Below are 18,263 nucleotides of genomic sequence, written 5' to 3' on the forward strand. Positions count from 1 at the left end.
AGGATTGGTTCCGCCGCTAAACCCAATTATCAACTCTCGCTCAGCGCGACTTTCATGTCTTTGACTTGATAGATCACTTCGCCGTCGGCTTCGACGATGCCGTCGGCGACGCCCATTGTCAGGCGGCGGGTTTGGATCGCTTTCGTGAAGTCGATTTTATAGGTCAGCATCTTGCGGTCAGGGCGCACCATGCCAGTCAGTTTGACTTCGCCAACGCCCAATGCGTACCCGCGCCCCAGCCAGCCGCGCCACCCAAGGTTAAAGCCGGTCAACTGCCACAGGCCATCAAGACCCAGACAGCCGGGCATGATCGGATTGCCGGGAAAGTGGCAATCAAAGAACCAAAGGTCAGGCGTGATATCAAATTCGGCGACGATATGCCCTTTGCCGTGCGCGCCGCCGTCGTCCGATACTTCGGTAATGCGATCCATCATCAGCATCGGCGGGGCAGGAAGCTGTGCGTTACCGGGACCGAAAAGTTCGCCACGGGCGCATTTCAAAAGGTCTTCTTTGTCAAAACTACTGGGGTACTGGGCCATTTCGGTGGTCTCATTTTTAACTGCTACATTCTGCAATCTCTACCACCCTGAGCTTTATAAGGGCAAGTCTGCGACGCAATTGACCATTTTCAATTGATAATCAATGCAATCATGCCATATGAAGGGGCAGGCAAAGAACGGGCGACTATGACCGATCACGTGACAGAGCGCAGTACACACTGGTTAGCGGGGGCCGGATTACGGCCCACCCGGCAAAGGATGACTCTTGCCAGCCTGCTTGTGGGCGATGGTCAAGACCGTCATGTCACTGCCGAAAGCCTGTTCGAGGCAGCCTTGACCGCGGGCGAAAAAGTGTCGCTTGCAACCGTCTATAACACGCTGCGCGCGTTTTGTGATGCGGGTTTGGTGCGCGAAATTACCGTGGATGGGTCAAAAAGCTATTTTGACACAAACATGACGGATCATCCGCATTTTTACTGGGAAGACACCGCTGTCCTCACGGATGCACCTGCCGACCAGCTGGAAATCGCACGGGTGCCGCATGCGCCATATGGGGCGGAAATTGCGTCTGTGGATGTGGTGATCCGGCTGCGACGCAAGTAAAATGTGATGCGTGCGAAAAGGTCAGGTTTGCCTGACCTTGTCTGCTTTGATGCACTGTCTCATGCTGGCTGTATTTTATAGTTATATTATACGGGTTGGCGATGTCCGAAAAACAACGCGAAGATATGGTCTTGTCTTACCACCGTGTCCGCACCGCTCTTGGTGTGTTGGGTATGCTGATGCCGATGGTGCTCATTATTGGTGGGCTGAACGATTATCAGCGTATCGAACCTTCGATCAGCGACTTTTATCACACAATCTACCGCGACATTTTTGTGGGCACGCTTTGTGCGATTGGTGTGTTTTTGATTTGTTATCGCGGATACGGACGCCGTGAGGGTGACGTGATTGACGACGATTGGTTAGGCACAATCGCCGGTGTGGCTGCCTTTGGCGTGGCCCTGTTTCCGAACGAAAGCCCAACCCACGAGATAGCGACCATGACCCAAAACGTTGTCGGGATCGATGTCAGCCCGATGTTTCACTATGCATCTGCGTTGGTATTTTTTAGCTGTTTGGCCGTGTTTTGTTTGGCGAAATTTTCGCGCAGCGCAAGAACCCGCAGGCGGTATATTTATATCGCGTGTGGTTGGGTTCTTTTAGCTGCATTGGTCGGGATCACGCTGGCCTCCGTCGTCAAGATATTCGGCGGTGGCGCGCTTCAGCTGGCGGTGGTCAGGTACAATGTCGTTTTCTGGTTCGAAGCCTTTGGTATCTGGGCCTTTGGTTTGTCGTGGCTTGTGAAAGGCGAGGCGGATATTGCGCTGGTACGTTTGGTGGGATTGCCGGTCGCCGACCAAGAGGACAGGGTTCAATCATAGTCAGCGATCCACCGCGTGGTTATCGTGGTTTACCTGAAATTAACCGCGACGTTGCAGCATGGTCTCATGGCAAATTTTGAACAGACTTTTGTGGCTGGCGGCACCTACTTTTTTTCGGTGCGCCTGCTTGACCTGCAATCGGACGCGCTGGTCAGACAGGTGGATCTTTTGCGGTCGTCAGTGCGGGTTTGTGCGCGACGGTGGCCATTTGCCATTGACGCGGCCGTGATTCTGCCGTCGCACCTGCATATGATCTGGACGCTGCCTGCAGGCGATACTGACTGCGCGAAACGCTGGCGGCTGATCAAATCTACGTTTTCGCGTCATCTCCCTGCGCGTGATGATTTGCCGGCGGACCGTGGTTTTCGCAGCGCACATGACGTTTGGCAGCGCGGGGTGCAGCAACACCTGATCAGGGATCAACAAGACTTTGATTTGCATATGCACCAAATCCACTTTGCGCCGGTTCATGCGGGCCTCGTGCGTAAACCGTCGGACTGGCAATTTTGCTCTTTGCATGCGCGGCTGGTGGAACGTGATCAACAGCCGCTTAGAACCACTGCCCTGGTTCAATCAGGCCAATCTCCAGAAGCTGCTGTGATGTCCATGTAAACGGCACTGAATTCAGCGCGTAAAAGTTCGCAATAGCATGACGACTTCCCGGGTTGTTGCGCAAGGCCTTGGCCGTCCGGAATGACGCCGTCGCCGCTGTCAAATTATGATGCCATGGACAGGACACTGTGTTGTGTTCGGGTGCACTAAGACTGCCATCAGGCAGCATTTTCAGGTTTGGAAGCGCACGAAACAGGGATGACCGGTTTAGCCTTTGCCGGTTTTTTGGAATGTGTTCTTCAAACCGCCACCGTAACCCGCCAAATATATCCAATTGCCGATCAAGATTTTCACCCTGATCGTCCGTGCGCGCCAAGGCGTAATACCCAGTCCCGTCAAAATACGCATCCGCCACATTCACAGCATCAGGCGACTGGTCCAAGTCGCGCGCATAAAGGTCCACGGTATAGGTCATCACGCTATCGCGGCGCTCTTCGGACATAAAGGTCAACACCTCGGTGACCGCACGATGTTCGCAAAACGGGAAAAATAGATATTCCGCGTTATAGCAGTAAAACAGCCATTGGGTCGGGGCGGCGGCGATGACGGTATTCACAATGGTCTGCAAAGCATCATCCGCTGTGATATCAAAATCGACCCGGTGCACGTTTGCGGGCATACCTGCGGGCAACGTGAAATCACGCGGGCAAAAAAGCACAAGATTGGCAAATCCAAGATCAGCGTGATGTTTTACGGTGCTGCCGACCTCGGTGGTGTCCTCGACAAGGATCAACGCAACAGGCCCTTTCAGGGCAGTTTTATGGTCTGCTGCGAGGGCCGCAAGGTTGGCATAGTGCATGGTCGTGAAATCCGCTGTGATGGCCTGCAACCTCATGTAAATTGGCCTGCATTGCAAGCACACCCCCAAACCGCTAGAAGACGCCCTGACCCTTAAAGCCGAGAACCCGCCATGTCCGCCCCCAAAAAGCTATTTATCAAGACTTATGGTTGTCAGATGAACGTCTATGACAGCGAACGGATGGCCGAAGCGCTGGGCGGCAAGGGGTATGTGGAAACACAAACGCCCGATGACGCAGATATGATTCTGCTCAACACCTGTCACATTCGTGAAAAAGCCGCCGAAAAGGTTTATTCAGAATTGGGCCGGATGAAGGTGTTCAAAGACCTGAACCCCGATGTGAAAATCGGTGTGACAGGTTGCGTGGCCCAAGCCGAGGGCGAAGAGATTATGCGCCGTGCGCCGATGGTTGATCTGGTCGTGGGTCCGCAAAGTTACCACCGGCTGCCCGCAATGGATGACGCCATACAAACCGGGGCCAAGGCGCTGGATACGGATTTCCCTGAAGACGACAAATTCGACACGCTGAAAAGCCGCAGCAAAGCCAAACGCGGTCCAACCGCATTTTTGACCGTGCAAGAAGGATGTGACAAGTTCTGTGCCTTCTGCGTTGTCCCCTATACGCGCGGGTCCGAGGTGTCGCGCCCTGCTGACCGAATATTGCGCGAAGCACGCGAACTGGTTGCGGCAGGCGTGCGCGAAATCACGTTGCTGGGCCAGAACGTCAATGCCTACCACGGTCATGACGGTGGTTTGGCGGGGCTGATCTGGGCGCTCGACAAGGTTGAAGGCTTGGAACGTATCCGATTTACCACCAGCCATCCCAACGACATGGACGACGCCCTGATCGAAGCCCACGGCACCTGCGAAAAATTGATGCCCTATCTGCACTTGCCCGTGCAATCGGGGTCGGATCGTATTCTGAAGGCGATGAACCGCAAGCACACCGCTGCGGGTTATCTGCGTTTGCTGGAACGTATCCGCGCGGCGCGTCCCGACATTTTGCTGTCGGGTGATTTTATCGTGGGCTTCCCCGGTGAGACCGAAGAAGATTTTGAAGCGACCCTGCAACTGGTCCGCGACGTGCATTACGGGCAGGCTTATTCGTTCAAATATTCCACCCGCCCCGGCACACCCGCAGCTGAAAAGCCGCAGTTGCCCGAGGATGTGATGAACGACCGCCTCCAGCGCCTTCAGGCGCTGTTGCGCGAACAACAACAGGCAACCCAAGCGTCAATGATCGGCCGCGAGGTGAAGGTGCTGTTCGAAAAGGCAGGCCGCGAAGCCGGGCAAATGATCGGAAAATCCGAATATCTGCATGCGGTCTACGCTGCGGCCCCGATGGATGTACTGGGCACGGTGCGCCGCGTGAAAATTGTAGACGACAGCGCGAATTCGTTGAAAGGCGAACTGTTGTCGCCCGCCTAAGGCATCCCTTTTTCGTGACTCCCCCGATCTCTTCTTGCACCCGCAGCATTCCCTTGCCAATCTGGCCTTATACAGACTCAAAGGAGAGCCGTTTGGCCACAGGTGCCCTCACCCCACCCGCTGACACTGTCACCGAAATCACTTTGGAATTTCCTGACAACTTCTTGCTGATAAATCTTTGCGGTGAGTATGATCGCAATTTAACAACGATCGAAAATAGTTTGGGTGTGCAGATTGTGCGCCGTGGCAACCAGCTTTCTGTTTTGGGCGATGGTTCCGCGCGCGAAACGGCCCAAGAGGTGCTGAAATCGCTCTATGGGCGACTTGAGGCCGGGCGCAGTCTGGATCCCGGTGATATCGACCGCGAATTGCGCATGGGGCCGGAATCGGTGCGCGGTCCGGCTGGCCCGTCCGAACAGACCGAGCTGTTCAAAGGCGAGGCGCAGCGTGTCGAAATCAAGACCCGCAAAAAACTGGTCGAACCGCGCACTGACGCGCAAAAGGCCTATGTGAAAGCGCTGTTCGACAAAGAACTGGCCTTTGGTATTGGCCCGGCAGGGACGGGTAAGACATATCTTGCCGTGGCTGTCGGTGTGAACATGTTGATCAGCGGTCATGTCGACAAGATCATTCTGTCGCGTCCCGCGGTCGAGGCTGGCGAGAAATTGGGTTACTTGCCCGGCGATATGAAGGACAAGGTCGATCCCTATATGCAGCCGCTTTATGACGCGCTGAACGATTTTCTGCCGGGCAAACAGGCCGCCAAAATGATGGAAGAAAAGGTGATTGAAATCGCGCCTTTAGCCTTTATGCGGGGCCGCACACTGTCGAACGCGTTTGTGGTATTGGACGAAGCCCAGAACGCCACCACGATGCAGATGAAGATGTTCTTGACCCGTTTGGGCGAAGGGTCGCGGATGGTGATCACCGGCGACCGCACGCAAATCGATTTGCCGCGCGGGGTGAATTCGGGCCTATGGGAGGCAGAGCGCCTGCTGAAACACATCCCCAAGATCAGCTTTAGCTATTTCACCTCGAAGGACGTCGTGCGCCATCCGCTGGTCGCGGCGATTATCGAGGCCTATGAAAAAGACGCAGAACAGTGACCGTAGATTGTGTAATCGAAGATTCGCGCTGGGCTGATATCGAAAGCCTGGCGCAGATCGCCTGTGATGCCACGCTCAAGCATCTGGGTTACGACCCTGACACGTTCGAAATTAGTCTTTTGGCCTGTGATGATGAACGCATTTCAGCACTGAATGCTGACTTTCGCGGCAAACCTTCGCCGACGAATGTACTGAGCTGGCCGTCGGATGAACGCGGCGCTGAAGCGGATGGTGACATGCCCGATGCCCCGGCGTTACCGATAGATGCGGAGCTGGGCGATATCGCAATCGCCTATGAAACATGTGCCCGCGAGGCGGAAGAGGCAGGGAATGCGATGTCTGACCACACGCTTCATTTACTTGTGCATGGCACCCTGCATCTGCTGGGATTTGACCACGAACGTGACCAAGACGCCACCTTAATGGAAGATTTGGAGACACAGATACTTGGCAAGCTAGGGGTTCGTGACCCATATAGGGAAGAGTAGGGTCAGTCGACCCACATAGGTAAGGATGAAATGGACGACACCGGCGACGGTCCATCTAGTGCTGCGCAAAGCGCGCAACTGGACCAAAATGACGACAACCCTGGGTTTTTAGCCAGATTTAATAAAGTGTTTCGTGCACAGACGCCCCCTGATTTGCACCGTGACTCTCCGCAGCTCTTGAACCCGCAGACACGGTCTGTTCTGGGGATGCTGAACCTGCGCCGTATGCGGGTCGAGGACGTGGCCGTTCCAAAAACGGATATTGTCGCGGTTCCTGTAACCATTGGCAAAGATGATTTGGTGCAAGTTTTCCGGGACTGCGGCCTGACACGTCTGCCGGTTTTTGACGGCACGTTGGACACGCCTCTTGGGATCGCCAACCTCAAAGATTTTGCGCTGCGTCACGGCTTTAATGGTGATAGCCCGGAATTTGACCTGCGCGATATGCTGCGTCCGTTGATCTATGTGCCGCCTTCCATGCCCTTGGGGGTGCTGCTGCAAAAGATGCAAGCAGAACGCATTCACATGGCCCTGGTGATTGATGAATACGGCGGCACCGATGGTCTCGTTACGATCGAAGACTTGATCGAACAGGTGGTTGGTGAAATCGAAGACGAGCATGACATCGAAGAAGTCAAAAGCTTCTACATGGAAAAGCCCGGCGTTTACATGGCGCAAGCCCGGACCGAGCTTGAGGAGTTTGAGGCCGAAATTGGGTTTAACCTGACCGATCATGATGACATCGACGAAGAGGAAATCGACACATTGGGTGGGTTGGTGACGATGCTGTCCGGCGATTTGCCTGCGCGCGGCGAAGTCATTTTGCACCCTGACGGGCTGGAGTTCGAAGTCGTCGACGCAGATCCACGCCGCATCAAACGCTTGCGTGTCCGGTTACCAAGCGCGATGGAAAGTTAGCATGCGGTTGCGCTTTGCGGCGCTGCCGGGATGGGTGCGTTTTATCGTTTTTTGCGTGGTCGGGGTCATTGCCGGACTGGGTCAGGCGCCCATTGACCTTTGGCCTGCCACGATCCTCGCGCTGGCGTTCATGCTGTTCATGCACCCGACATCGCGCAGCCCCCGCCAATCCGCTTTTCATGTCTTGTCCCTTGGGCTGGGTTATTTTGCGTTTACGCTGCGCTGGATCGTTGAACCGTTTTTGATTGATGCCGGGCGCTATGGTTGGATGGCACCGTTTGCGCTGGCGTTGATGGCGGCAGGCGCGGCGCTGTTTTGGGCAGGTTTTGCCTATCTGGCGGATCGTGCGCTGCCACGATCAACCCTCGCGCTTGGTCTTGCGCTATGCTGGGCAGAGCTGACGCGATCCTTGGTCTTTACCGGGTTTCCGTGGGCGTTGCTGGGCCATATCTGGGTGCCAACTCCGTGGGCGCAGTTGGCGGCCTATGGTGGCCCCCATCTTTTGACGCTTGTCACCGTGATGGCAGCATGGGCGGTGATGGCGTTGATCAGCGGCACCCGCATGATGGGTGGCGCGATTTTGATCGCGATTTTGCTGCTCGCGCCGCTGCTGCGTCCCTCAGCGGCGGTGGATAACAGCGGTCCTATCGTACGTCTTGTCCAACCGAATGCGCCGCAAGATCAAAAGTGGGACCCGGACCACAGCGCATTTTTCCTGAACCATTTGGTCGCGTTGACCGGGCAGGGCGCGGTGCCTGACCTTGTGGTGTGGCCTGAAACGTCGGTGCCGTATCTGCTTAATTATGTGCAATCCGACCTAAGCCTGCTGTCGGATGCCGCCCGTGGCGCGCCACTGGTGTTTGGAATCCAGCGGCGCGATGACGCGTTCCGTTATTACAATAGTCTTGTGGTGATGGGGCAGGGCGGGATCATTCAGAGCGTTTACGACAAAAGACATCTGGTGCCGTTTGGCGAATATGTTCCCTTTGGGGATATGCTCAGCAGGTGGGGCGTTCATGGTCTTGCCACAGCTGACGGTGCGGGGTTCGCGGGCGGTCAATCAGCGGGTCCGGTGCAACTGCCGGGCATCGGCGGTGCGGTGCCGCTGATTTGTTACGAAGGCATCTTTGCCGAAGAAATCGACGGTGGTGATGGCGAACGGCCCCGGCTGTTGTTGTTGATCACAAATGACGCGTGGTTTGGAGAGGCCGCTGGACCTTACCAGCACCTCGCACAGGCGCGCCTGCGTGCTATCGAACAGGGTTTGCCCATGGTGCGCGTCGCCAACACCGGCATCAGCGCCATGATTGATCCACAAGGACGCATTGTCGCGTCGCTGGCGTTGAACACATCGGGCACACTGGATGTTGCGCTGCCTGCCGCCCGGCCCGTGACATTTTATGCACGCATGGGGGAATGGCCGCATGCTGTGTTGCTCATTTTATTAACGACCATGGGTTATCTGGCCTTGCGGCGCAGAAGTGATTGACGCGACCACCTGCGGCACGTATGCCGGGGGTCATTCTGTCACAACGGCTTCCTGACGTGACAGCTAAATTCAATGGAGCACTTCCCATGGCACGACAGAACTACATCTTTACGTCGGAATCCGTTTCCGAGGGGCACCCTGATAAGGTTTGCGACCGCATCTCTGACGCGATACTGGACGCGTTTCTGACCCAAGAGCCCGAGGCACGCGTCGCGTGTGAAACATTTGCGACGACCAATCAGGTCGTGATCGGTGGGGAGGTTGGGCTGTCTGATCAATCCAAGCTCACAGAATATATGGGCCGCGTCGAAGAAATTACGCGCGCCTGCATCAAAGACATCGGGTACGAGCAAGACAAATTCCATCACGCAACGTGCAACATCACCAACCTGCTGCACGAGCAATCCGCGCATATCGCACAAGGCGTGAACGCGAGCGAAAACAAAGACGAAGGCGCCGGTGATCAAGGGATCATGTTTGGCTACGCGACGACCGAAACCGACGCGCTGATGCCTGCACCGATTCAATATGCACACGCGGTTCTGCGCCGGTTGGCGGAAGTCCGTAAATCAGGTGAAGAACCCACCCTGCGCCCGGATGCAAAAAGCCAGATCTCTGTCCGTTATGAAGACGGTAAGCCGGTCGAGGTGACGTCAATTGTTCTTTCAACCCAGCATCGCGACGACGATCAGACCAGTGATGATATCCGGGCTATTGTCGAACCCTATATTCGCGAAGTATTGCCGTCAGGTTTTATCACTGAAAACACGTCTTGGTGGGTAAATCCGACCGGAAAATTTGTGATTGGTGGTCCGGATGGTGATGCGGGTCTGACCGGGCGCAAAATCATTGTTGACACCTACGGTGGTGCGGCCCCGCATGGCGGCGGCGCATTTTCAGGCAAAGATCCAACCAAAGTGGACCGTTCTGCGGCATATGCTGCGCGCTATCTTGCGAAAAATATCGTGGCAGCAGGCATGGCAGAGCGTTGCACAATCCAGCTGAGCTATGCGATCGGCGTTGCCAAACCGCTGTCGATCTATGCAGACACACACGGAACAGGTGAAGTGCGTCCAGAAGACATCGAACGCGCTGTGGCCCAAGTGATGGATCTTACGCCGCGCGGCATTCGGACCCATCTTGGCCTGAACAAACCGATCTATGAACGCACAGCCGCCTACGGGCACTTTGGCCGTGCACCGGATGCCGATGGCGGCTTTAGCTGGGAGCGTACCGATCTGGCGGATGCGTTGCGTCGCGCCGTTTAACGCAAAAACATTGCCCTAGGTTTTTGAAAGCGATTTCAACGCAGGCGTGGCTGTCTTTTGACTGGTCACGCCTGTTGCGTTCTGGCCGTGTTCTGACGGGCCTTGGTGGTGCAATCGGGTTTCATCAAAACCCACGGACCAAAGACGCAATTTGCCCGACTGCACGTATTTGCGCACCGATGAGATTGGGGACACCCCGTTTTCGCCGTTCCGACAAGGCAAGCGCAGTCGGCGATGTGGTATCCAACCCGATAACAGCGCAAAGTGGCAGCTGTTCTGCGCAATAGAGCCAATTGCGCCGCCGCGCGCGGCTTGGTAAGGCAACGCCATGAAAAATGACAGACATCCTTCGGGCGCACCATGGCGCAATTTTTATGGCCGGTTTCGGGGTAAGACGATCCGTCCGAACCAGAATGAATATCTGGAAAATGACTTGGGGCCACTGTCGCCGGGTGCCATCAGCTGGGAAGAAAATCCCGACCGCACACCGATCGATCTGCAATCGGTATTCCCTGGCAGGGAAATATGGCTTGAGATCGGGTTCGGCGGCGGCGAGCATTTGGTGCACATGGCCAAGACCTATCCTGATATCGGCCTTATCGGCGCAGAGCCGTTTGTGAACGGTGTGGCGATGCTGTTGGGCAAGATTAGGCAAGCCGGGGTGGATAACCTGCGCGTTCATCCGGGCGATGCGCGCGATATTTTTGATGTTTTACCGCCCGAGACTCTAAGCAAAGTGTTTCTGAACTATCCCGACCCATGGCCCAAAAAACGCCACCACCGCCGCCGTTTCGTGACGCCAGAACACCTGTTGCCGCTGCACCGTGTGATGAAGCCGGGGGCCGAGTTGCGCGTGGCGACCGACATCACCGACTATGTGCGCCAGACCTTGGAGCAAGTCCCCCCCGCCGGATTTGAATGGCTGGCCGAAGGGCCGACGGATTGGCGCGACCCATGGAACGACTGGATTTCGACCCGTTACGAGCAAAAAGCCCTGCGTGAAGGTCGTACCCCGCACTATCTGACCTTCCGGCGGCTGTGATCTTGGCGCCTCCGGCGGGAGTATTTTGAACAAAGCGAGGGTAACAGTGGACCCCCTCGCGACGCTGCGCTAAGACGCCAAAGGTTAGTAAAGGAAAGTTATATGTCCGGTCACGGCACCCCGATTCCCATGACGTCCCGCGCCTGCGGCCCCCTAAAGGGTGAGGCCCATGTGCCCGGCGACAAGTCGATTTCACACCGGTCGATTATTTTGGGGGCGATGTGCGTGGGTGAGACCCGCATCACGGGCCTGCTTGAGGGTGAGGACGTGCTGGATACCGCCAAGGCCATGCGCGCATTTGGTGCGACTGTGACCGACCATGGCGGAGGCGAATGGTCGGTGCAGGGTGTGGGCGTCGGCGGATTTGCGGAACCTGACCATGTGATCGATTGCGGCAATTCCGGTACAGGTGTGCGGTTGATTATGGGGGCGATGGCGACGTCGCCCATCACCGCGACATTTACCGGCGATGCGTCCCTGAACGGGCGTCCGATGGGCCGTGTGACTGATCCGTTAGCGTTGTTTGGCACACAATCCGTGGGCCGGCAGGGCGGCCGATTGCCGATGACGATTGTTGGTGCTGCGGACCCTGTGCCGGTGCGCTACGTTGTGCCGGTGCCGTCGGCACAGGTAAAATCCGCAGTTTTGCTCGCGGGTTTGAATGCGCCCGGTCAAACCGTGGTGATTGAAAAAGAAGCGACCCGCGACCATACCGAGCGTATGTTGCAGGGTTTTGGCGCCACGTTGACAGTTGAACAAACCGACGAGGGCCGTGTCATTACGTTGACCGGTCAGCCCGAACTTCAGGCGCAAACGATTGTTGTGCCGCGCGATCCGTCTTCGGCGGCGTTTCCTGTCTGTGCGGCGATTATTACGCCCGGATCAGATGTGTTGGTCCCCAATATCGGCCTGAACCCCACACGCGCCGGTTTGTTCACCACGTTGCAGGAAATGGGCGCGGATCTGACCTATGAAAACATGCGTGAAGAGGGTGGTGAGCCTGTTGCGGATTTACGCGCAAAATTTTCGCCGAACCTGCGGGGCATTGCGGTGCCGCCTGCGCGCGCGGCGAGCATGATTGACGAATATCCTGTGCTGTCAGTTGTCGCGGCCTTTGCTAAGGGTGTTACCGATATGCAGGGCGTCAAGGAGTTGCGCGTCAAGGAAAGCGACCGGATCGACGCGATGGCCAAGGGCCTGCGCGCGGCGGGCGTAAGCGTGGACGAAGGCCCGGACTGGTGGAAGGTTACTGGACTGGGTCACGGAAATGTGCCGGGCGGGGTCACTGTGGCCAGCCGGTTGGATCACCGGATTGCGATGGCGTTCATGGTCATGGGCATGGCCACTCAAAAGCCGATGTCGGTTGATGACGGGTCGCCGATTGCCACCTCTTTCCCGATTTTTGAGGGACTGATGGCCAACCTTGGTGCACAAATCGTGCGCGCAAACGCGTGATTTTCACTGTCGCCATCGACGGGCCCGCGGCCGCTGGCAAAGGCACGATCAGCAAGGCGGTTGCAGCGCATTTTGGATTCGCACATCTGGATACGGGGCTGCTGTACCGGGCTGTGGGCGCCAAGGTGCTGGCGGGCGGTGACCCCGTCACGGTCGCGCGGGCGCTTGATCCGGTTGATCTTGAGGATGACAGCCTGCGCACACCCGCTGTGGCGCAGGCCGCCAGTGAGGTCGCGGTGATCGCCGACGTGCGCAGCGCGCTTGTAGATTTTCAACGGAAATTTGCGGGCCGGTCTGGCGGCGCCGTTTTAGATGGCCGCGATATTGGGACGGTGATTTGTCCTGATGCGGGCGCGAAATTATTTGTGACGGCCAGTGCGGCATGTCGGGCCGAACGGCGGTTCAAAGAACTGACAAGCAAGGGCATGGACATCACGCTGGATCAGGTTTTGGCGGATGTTAAAGAACGGGATGCGCGCGACAGCAGCCGGGCCACTGCGCCACTGATCGCTGCCGATGATGCGGTGCTGATTGATACGTCTGACATGACGATCGAACAGGCCGTGGCCAAGGCGGTTGCGGTCGTGCAGGCGCGATTGGGTTAACACCGTACGGCGCTGTGCCATGCCCGCGCAAAGTTTGGGCGGGTTGACGCGCGCTTTTTCATAAAAATATGAGAAATATGATGTCGGCAAAATGTCGGCTTTGCATCGGCACAGCGTATGACACCTTGTGTGGTTTTACGGTCGGGGAGGGCGGTTAGTGGGGCGTGCGCTAGGATTGGCATTGCAATTATTGAGTGTGTTGGAGATGCTCATGCAAAGAATTTAGATTGGTTTTTTCATGTTAAACGATCCACCCCACGACCCTTGGGAAAACCCCAAAGACCTATTGGGGTACAAAGCAATCGGTGAGACATACACACGGCTGATCCAGTCCATCAACGCGGACGAAAGTCGGCCGGAGTCAAAAGTCATTTCTATCGAGGCCCGGTTTGGACACGGAAAAACGTTCTTTCGTAAGGCGTGGGCGCAGCATTTGCGCAACGAAGGCGAAGTTGTGGTGGAGATCGACTCGCAGCAGTCTGATCATTCAGGCGATCCAGTTGTGACCTTCTTGGCTGCGTTATTGGGTCTAGTACCGAAGAGCGAGCCCGAGCGCCGCAAGAAGGTCCTAAGTGCCGTGAAAAAGATTGGCTCGGTGGGTGCGAAGATCGCTGTGAATGCACTTGTCCGCAATGCGGCGGATCAAATTGCTGAATCGTTTCACAATCAAGATAACGCATCGACTGATTCTGGAAAAACATTGGATCAAGTGATGTCCGATGTGGGCACCGAGGTATCAGAATACCTGGCGGGGGTGATCGCACATCAGCTGCGTGCCGATGAAGCACGCACCAAGGAACTGCCCGAACAATTAACTGCGTTGTTTGAAACCCTCACCGCAAAAAGGTCAAACAAGAGAATTGTCGTCCTAATTGACGAATTGGATCGCTGCCATCCTGAATATGCTATCGCGCTACTTGAGGCGATGAAGTTGGTGTTTCACCAAAAGGGCTTTGTTTTCGTTCTTATGGTGAATGCAGACTATTTGGAGCGCATCGCAAATCGTCAGCATGGAAGCTCGGAAGTGGGCGAGCGGTATTTAGATAAATTCGTTGATATTCGCTTGGCGCTGCCCCGGAATGATGCGATTTTGGGCAAAGCGGCGGCCCAAATTCTTTTGGAAACGTTTCCTGTTTTTAAGCCTTTTGGTGATAGTCATGTCTTTTCACGAGACTTTGCCGCGGAACTAACCGAGAAGCTCTCTCCGGCAAGTGGCCTCTCAATGCGCCAAATCAAACGTGTGCTGATGAAAGTTGAGATTGCGCTGCGGTGTCACGGTCACCTGTACTTGGACGTGCCACTACTAGTATTTTTGGCGTTTCGGGATGTGGCCGGACACCAAAAAATCGCTGAAGACATGCTCAAGAGAGTACGTCTAACTTCTGTAGTAGGCAAAAAATTCGGTGACGATGGATTTGGAAAGAGTAACAGTTACAGTGAGTTTGTACAAACTAATGGGAAAGATTTTTTAGGCCTAGCACGCGAACGCTACAACTTGCCTGACGACAACCAAGAATATTATGATTGGGCAAAATTGGCGTTTCTTGCAAAAGTATACTTGCCTCTGCATGAAAGCGTCCTTAACGCCGTCTATTCAAGCGCAAATGACGATCATACACCTTAGCAGGATTGATGCTGCCAAATCTTCGATTTGGCAGCGCCCGAGCCGCCCCCACGGGGCGGGCGCGGTGGGATATTTTGATAGATTTACTGAGTGATTACGGTCCGTAAAAGAGTCAAAACCCCTTGCAAACTTAACAAAACGGGCCTATACGCCGCCCTGTCGAAGTGCCGAAAACAGGTGCGGGCGTGAGATTTGAGCGGGGTCGGTATTGAACCGGCCCTGTTGTTTTATGTTCGTGGACGTGCCCAGACCAACTGAAATTGAAAGACCGGCGGAGACAACCGCTCGGCCCGTATAAAAGACTAGATTAGGAAAAAGCTGCCACATGGCTAATACAATGGAAGAGTTTGAAGCACTCTTGAACGAAAGCTTCGAAATGGACACACCGGCTGAAGGCTCGGTTGTCAAAGGCAAGGTCATCGCGATTGAAGCGGGCCAAGCGATCATCGACGTCGGCTACAAGATGGAAGGCCGCATCGATCTTAAAGAATTTGCAAACCCAGGCGAAGATGCGGAAATCAACGTTGGCGACACTGTCGAAGTGTTCCTGCGTCAGGTTGAAAACGCCCGCGGCGAAGCTGTCATTTCGCGTGAAATGGCCCGTCGTGAAGAAGCTTGGGATCGCCTTGAAAAGGCATATGCTGACGAAATCCGCGTTGACGGTGCCATTTTCGGCCGCGTCAAAGGTGGTTTCACAGTGGACCTTGGCGGCGCTGTTGCGTTCCTGCCCGGTTCTCAGGTTGATGTCCGCCCCGTGCGCGACGCTGGCCCGTTGATGAACCTCAAGCAGCCTTTCCAAATCCTGAAAATGGACCGTCGTCGGGGCAACATCGTTGTGTCGCGTCGTGCGATCCTTGAAGAATCCCGTGCAGAGCAGCGTGCCGAAGTCATCGGCGGTCTGGTCGAAGGTCAAGAAGTTGACGGCGTGGTCAAGAACATCACTGAATACGGTGCGTTTGTGGACCTTGGCGGCGTTGACGGCCTGCTGCACGTGACTGACATGGCATGGCGCCGGGTCAACCACCCATCCGAGATCCTCACAATTGGTGAGACGATCAAGGTACAGGTCATCAAGATCAACAAAGAAACCCACCGCATCAGCCTTGGCATGAAGCAGCTGCAGACAGATCCATGGGATGAAGTCGAAGCGAAATTCAGCCTTGGTTCGGTTCATCAGGGCCGCGTAACCAACATCACCGATTACGGCGCATTTGTTGAGCTGGAAGCTGGCGTTGAAGGTCTGGTTCACGTTTCTGAAATGTCTTGGACAAAGAAAAACGTACACCCCGGCAAGATCGTGTCTACTTCGCAAGAAGTGGAAGTCATGGTTCTGGAAATCGATTCTGCAAAGCGTCGCGTTTCCCTTGGCCTGAAGCAAACACAGCGCAACCCATGGGAAGTCTTTGCTGAGACCCACCCAGAGGGCACCGAAGTTGAAGGCGAAGTCAAAAACATCACCGAATTCGGTCTGTTTGTTGGCCTGCCAGGCGACATCGACGGCATGGTTCACCTGTCTGACCTGACATGGGAAGGCCGTGGCGAAGACGTCATCGGTGATTTCCGCAAGGGCGACATCGTGAAAGCTAAGGTTGCTGAAGTCGACGTAGAGAAAGAGCGTATTTCGCTTTCGATCAAAGCGTTGGACGGCGATCCGTTCGCTGAAACCATTGGCGGTACAAAGCGCGGTGCGATCATCACTGTTGAAGTGACCAAGATCGAAGACGGCGGCATCGAAGTTGACTACGAAGGCATGAAATCCTTCATCCGTCGCTCTGATCTGTCACGTGACCGTGCCGAGCAGCGCCCAGAGCGTTTCGGCGTTGGCGACAAGGTTGACGTGCGCGTCACCAACATCGACGCAAAAACACGCAAGCTGGGTCTGTCGATCAAAGCCCGTGAAATCGCAGAAGAAAAAGAAGCTGTTGAGCAGTTCGGTTCGTCCGACTCTGGCGCATCTTTGGGCGATATCTTGGGTGCCGCACTGAAGCGCGACGAATAAGTCACCGCTGACCTCGTACGAAATTGACCCCGCCGCAGGACACTGCGGCGGGGTTTTTTGTGCATGACAATTCTGGAACGAAAACAGGTGGTGCATGCGAAGCGCACGCCGCATACACACCGTAACCAAAAATTGGTTCGCGAAGGCGCTGACAACGTGATGTGGCGGATGCCCCAGCAAATGCGCTGGCCCCTGTGACCAGATGCTGGACGGGTGTTCCGGCAAGAGAACATCAAACCAGCCTGTTTGGTCGGGGCGAAATCCATGGATCGGTCTTGATGTTTACCCAATTCGGATCAGGCGCGACGTTGTACGTATCACTTCGTGAGCAGAATCCGACATCGCATTACGAACATGCCACTAAACTGTGAGCCTTGCAGCGTAATAATGTTTTGCAGCCGCTGAATTTACGGTTAAACGGGAATACAATTTAGGATGAGGATGCTATATCTTGCCAATGCAAATCGATAAGGGCAGTGTTACCTGGCGTGTAACACCTGATCTTTTGGGCATTCTCGATTCAGCCGGTTTGTTTCGGCACACGAATCCGGCTTGGAAGGTCACGCTGGGATATATGCCCGAAGAAATCGAATCGCGGCCGTTTTTAGAGTTCCTGCATCCTGATGACGTGGAACGCACACAAGAAGCCTTCTTGAATATCCAAAGAGGCATTCCCGCACTAAAGTTCGAAAACAGATATCGCCATGTCGATGGGAGCTACCGTTGGCTGTCGTGGAACGCGATCCCAGACGGGATATTTTATTTTTGCAACGCGCGCGACGTCACCGTCGAAAAGCAAAACGAGGCGGCGTTAAAAACCCGTGAGGAAGAAGCGCGGTTTCGCGAACAGTTTATCGCCGTGCTGGGCCATGATTTGCGTAACCCTGTGGCAGCTGTGGGGTCGGCGTTGCGTTTGATTTCGCACGAGCCGCAATCCGAAAAGGCGCAAGAGTATATTGCAGCGTCCCAGCAGTCACTTGGTCGTATGGCGCATCTGATTTCTGATGTGATGGATTTCGCGCGTGCGCGTCTGGGTGGCGGTTTGGCGATGACGCTGGAAAACCAGCCGGACATGAAATCCGTTTTGGAACATACGGTCGAAGAAATCCGGATGGCGCATCGCGATGTGCAGATTGTTGAAGAATATGACTTTGCAGAAATGCTTCGGGTCGATCCTGATCGCATCGCGCAGTTGCTGTCGAACCTTTTGTCCAATGCAGTCACGCACGGTGCCGATGATCAGCCCATTCATGTGGCTGCGCGCGAAGTGGGCAACGATTTTGTTCTTTCTGTCAGCAATCGCGGTAACCCGATCCCGGCACAAGCGATGTCAATGCTGTTTGCCCCGTTCACGCGCGCAGACGCCCGCGAAGCACAACAGGGTCTGGGGTTGGGATTGTTTATCGCCCGCAAGATCGCGGCAGGTCATCATGGCACATTGAGCGTGACATCAGACGCAGAGAAAACGGTGTTCACCTTTACGATGCCCCTGGCGCAGTAGGTTGC

The 18,263-nt window shown here is 55.4% G+C and carries 18 protein-coding genes and 1 riboswitch; of the genes, 15 read left to right on the forward strand and 3 right to left on the reverse strand.

From position 1 onward, the window contains the following. Positions 1-29 precede the first annotated feature (29 nt). Positions 30-539, reverse strand: a complete 510-nt coding sequence (gene fabA, locus ACXJGX_RS09845; RefSeq protein WP_474781121.1) for a bifunctional 3-hydroxydecanoyl-ACP dehydratase/trans-2-decenoyl-ACP isomerase — start codon at positions 537-539, stop codon at positions 30-32. 147 nt (positions 540-686) lie between these two features. Between fabA and irrA the strand changes: the two genes are divergently transcribed. The 3 genes from irrA to ACXJGX_RS09860 all read left to right on the forward strand — a co-directional run bounded on the left by irrA (position 687) and on the right by ACXJGX_RS09860 (position 2,536). Beyond that, on the forward strand, positions 687-1,103 hold the full coding sequence (irrA, locus tag ACXJGX_RS09850) for an iron response transcriptional regulator IrrA (RefSeq protein WP_474781901.1): 417 nt from the start codon (positions 687-689) through the stop codon (positions 1,101-1,103). 101 nt (positions 1,104-1,204) lie between these two features. Continuing rightward, the gene (locus ACXJGX_RS09855) at positions 1,205-1,924 is read left to right on the forward strand and encodes a hypothetical protein (RefSeq protein WP_474781123.1); all 720 of its coding nucleotides are present in this window, start codon (positions 1,205-1,207) and stop codon (positions 1,922-1,924) included. A gap of 66 nt (positions 1,925-1,990) precedes the next feature. After that, positions 1,991-2,536 carry an REP-associated tyrosine transposase gene (locus ACXJGX_RS09860; RefSeq protein WP_474781125.1) on the forward strand — a complete coding sequence of 182 codons (546 nt, stop codon included), beginning with the start codon at positions 1,991-1,993 and terminating at the stop codon, positions 2,534-2,536. Here ACXJGX_RS09860 and ACXJGX_RS09865 read toward each other — a convergent pair. After that, complete coding sequence (locus ACXJGX_RS09865) at positions 2,475-3,371, reverse strand: hypothetical protein (RefSeq protein ID WP_474781127.1); 897 nt, start codon at positions 3,369-3,371, stop codon at positions 2,475-2,477. The two genes, ACXJGX_RS09860 and ACXJGX_RS09865, sit on opposite strands and share 62 nt — an antisense overlap. A gap of 75 nt (positions 3,372-3,446) precedes the next feature. Between ACXJGX_RS09865 and miaB the strand changes: the two genes are divergently transcribed. The 6 genes from miaB to metK all read left to right on the forward strand — a co-directional run bounded on the left by miaB (position 3,447) and on the right by metK (position 10,032). Then, on the forward strand, positions 3,447-4,763 hold the full coding sequence (gene miaB / locus ACXJGX_RS09870; RefSeq protein WP_474781129.1) for a tRNA (N6-isopentenyl adenosine(37)-C2)-methylthiotransferase MiaB: 1,317 nt from the start codon (positions 3,447-3,449) through the stop codon (positions 4,761-4,763). A gap of 92 nt (positions 4,764-4,855) precedes the next feature. Continuing rightward, positions 4,856-5,869, forward strand: coding sequence for a PhoH family protein (locus ACXJGX_RS09875; RefSeq protein WP_474781131.1), 1,014 nt, complete (start codon positions 4,856-4,858; stop codon positions 5,867-5,869). After that, the gene (gene ybeY / locus ACXJGX_RS09880) at positions 5,866-6,357 is read left to right on the forward strand and encodes an rRNA maturation RNase YbeY (RefSeq protein ID WP_474781133.1); all 492 of its coding nucleotides are present in this window, start codon (positions 5,866-5,868) and stop codon (positions 6,355-6,357) included. The genes ACXJGX_RS09875 and ybeY overlap by 4 nt, the downstream gene beginning before the upstream one ends. Positions 6,358-6,387: 30 nt before the next feature. Then, on the forward strand, positions 6,388-7,275 hold the full coding sequence (locus ACXJGX_RS09885; protein ID WP_474781135.1) for a transporter associated domain-containing protein: 888 nt from the start codon (positions 6,388-6,390) through the stop codon (positions 7,273-7,275). 1 nt (position 7,276) lies between these two features. Then, on the forward strand, positions 7,277-8,764 hold the full coding sequence (gene lnt / locus ACXJGX_RS09890; RefSeq protein ID WP_474781137.1) for an apolipoprotein N-acyltransferase: 1,488 nt from the start codon (positions 7,277-7,279) through the stop codon (positions 8,762-8,764). A 32-nt stretch (positions 8,765-8,796) separates the two neighbouring features. Then, positions 8,797-8,844: riboswitch (SAM-SAH riboswitch) on the forward strand. A gap of 6 nt (positions 8,845-8,850) precedes the next feature. Beyond that, positions 8,851-10,032, forward strand: a complete 1,182-nt coding sequence (gene metK / locus ACXJGX_RS09895) for a methionine adenosyltransferase (RefSeq protein WP_474781139.1) — start codon at positions 8,851-8,853, stop codon at positions 10,030-10,032. A gap of 15 nt (positions 10,033-10,047) precedes the next feature. On the opposite strand, the gene ACXJGX_RS09900 is transcribed toward metK, so the two are convergent. After that, positions 10,048-10,362 carry a hypothetical protein gene (locus ACXJGX_RS09900; protein WP_474781141.1) on the reverse strand — a complete coding sequence of 105 codons (315 nt, stop codon included), beginning with the start codon at positions 10,360-10,362 and terminating at the stop codon, positions 10,048-10,050. On the opposite strand from ACXJGX_RS09900, the gene trmB reads away from it, so the two are divergent. The 6 genes from trmB (at position 10,361) to ACXJGX_RS09930 (ending at position 18,258) form a co-directional block, all read left to right on the forward strand. Next, a complete protein-coding gene (gene trmB / locus ACXJGX_RS09905) occupies positions 10,361-11,074 on the forward strand; it encodes a tRNA (guanosine(46)-N7)-methyltransferase TrmB (RefSeq protein ID WP_474781143.1) in 714 nt (237 codons plus the stop codon). The genes ACXJGX_RS09900 and trmB overlap by 2 nt on opposite strands. Positions 11,075-11,176: 102 nt before the next feature. Next, positions 11,177-12,529, forward strand: a complete 1,353-nt coding sequence (gene aroA, locus ACXJGX_RS09910) for a 3-phosphoshikimate 1-carboxyvinyltransferase (RefSeq protein WP_474781145.1) — start codon at positions 11,177-11,179, stop codon at positions 12,527-12,529. Continuing rightward, positions 12,526-13,134, forward strand: a complete 609-nt coding sequence (locus ACXJGX_RS09915; RefSeq protein ID WP_474781147.1) for a (d)CMP kinase — start codon at positions 12,526-12,528, stop codon at positions 13,132-13,134. Before aroA ends, ACXJGX_RS09915 begins: the two co-directional genes overlap by 4 nt. A gap of 238 nt (positions 13,135-13,372) precedes the next feature. Continuing rightward, complete coding sequence (locus ACXJGX_RS09920) at positions 13,373-14,758, forward strand: KAP family P-loop NTPase fold protein (protein ID WP_474781149.1); 1,386 nt, start codon at positions 13,373-13,375, stop codon at positions 14,756-14,758. Positions 14,759-15,083: 325 nt separating this feature from the next. Then, entirely contained in the window at positions 15,084-16,757 is a 1,674-nt protein-coding gene (gene rpsA / locus ACXJGX_RS09925) for a 30S ribosomal protein S1 (protein ID WP_474781151.1), read from the forward strand. A gap of 457 nt (positions 16,758-17,214) precedes the next feature. Next, entirely contained in the window at positions 17,215-18,258 is a 1,044-nt protein-coding gene (locus ACXJGX_RS09930) for a PAS domain-containing sensor histidine kinase (protein ID WP_474781153.1), read from the forward strand. Positions 18,259-18,263 lie beyond the last annotated feature (5 nt).

It is taken from the genome of Yoonia sp. SWMV100 (genome assembly GCF_056108365.1).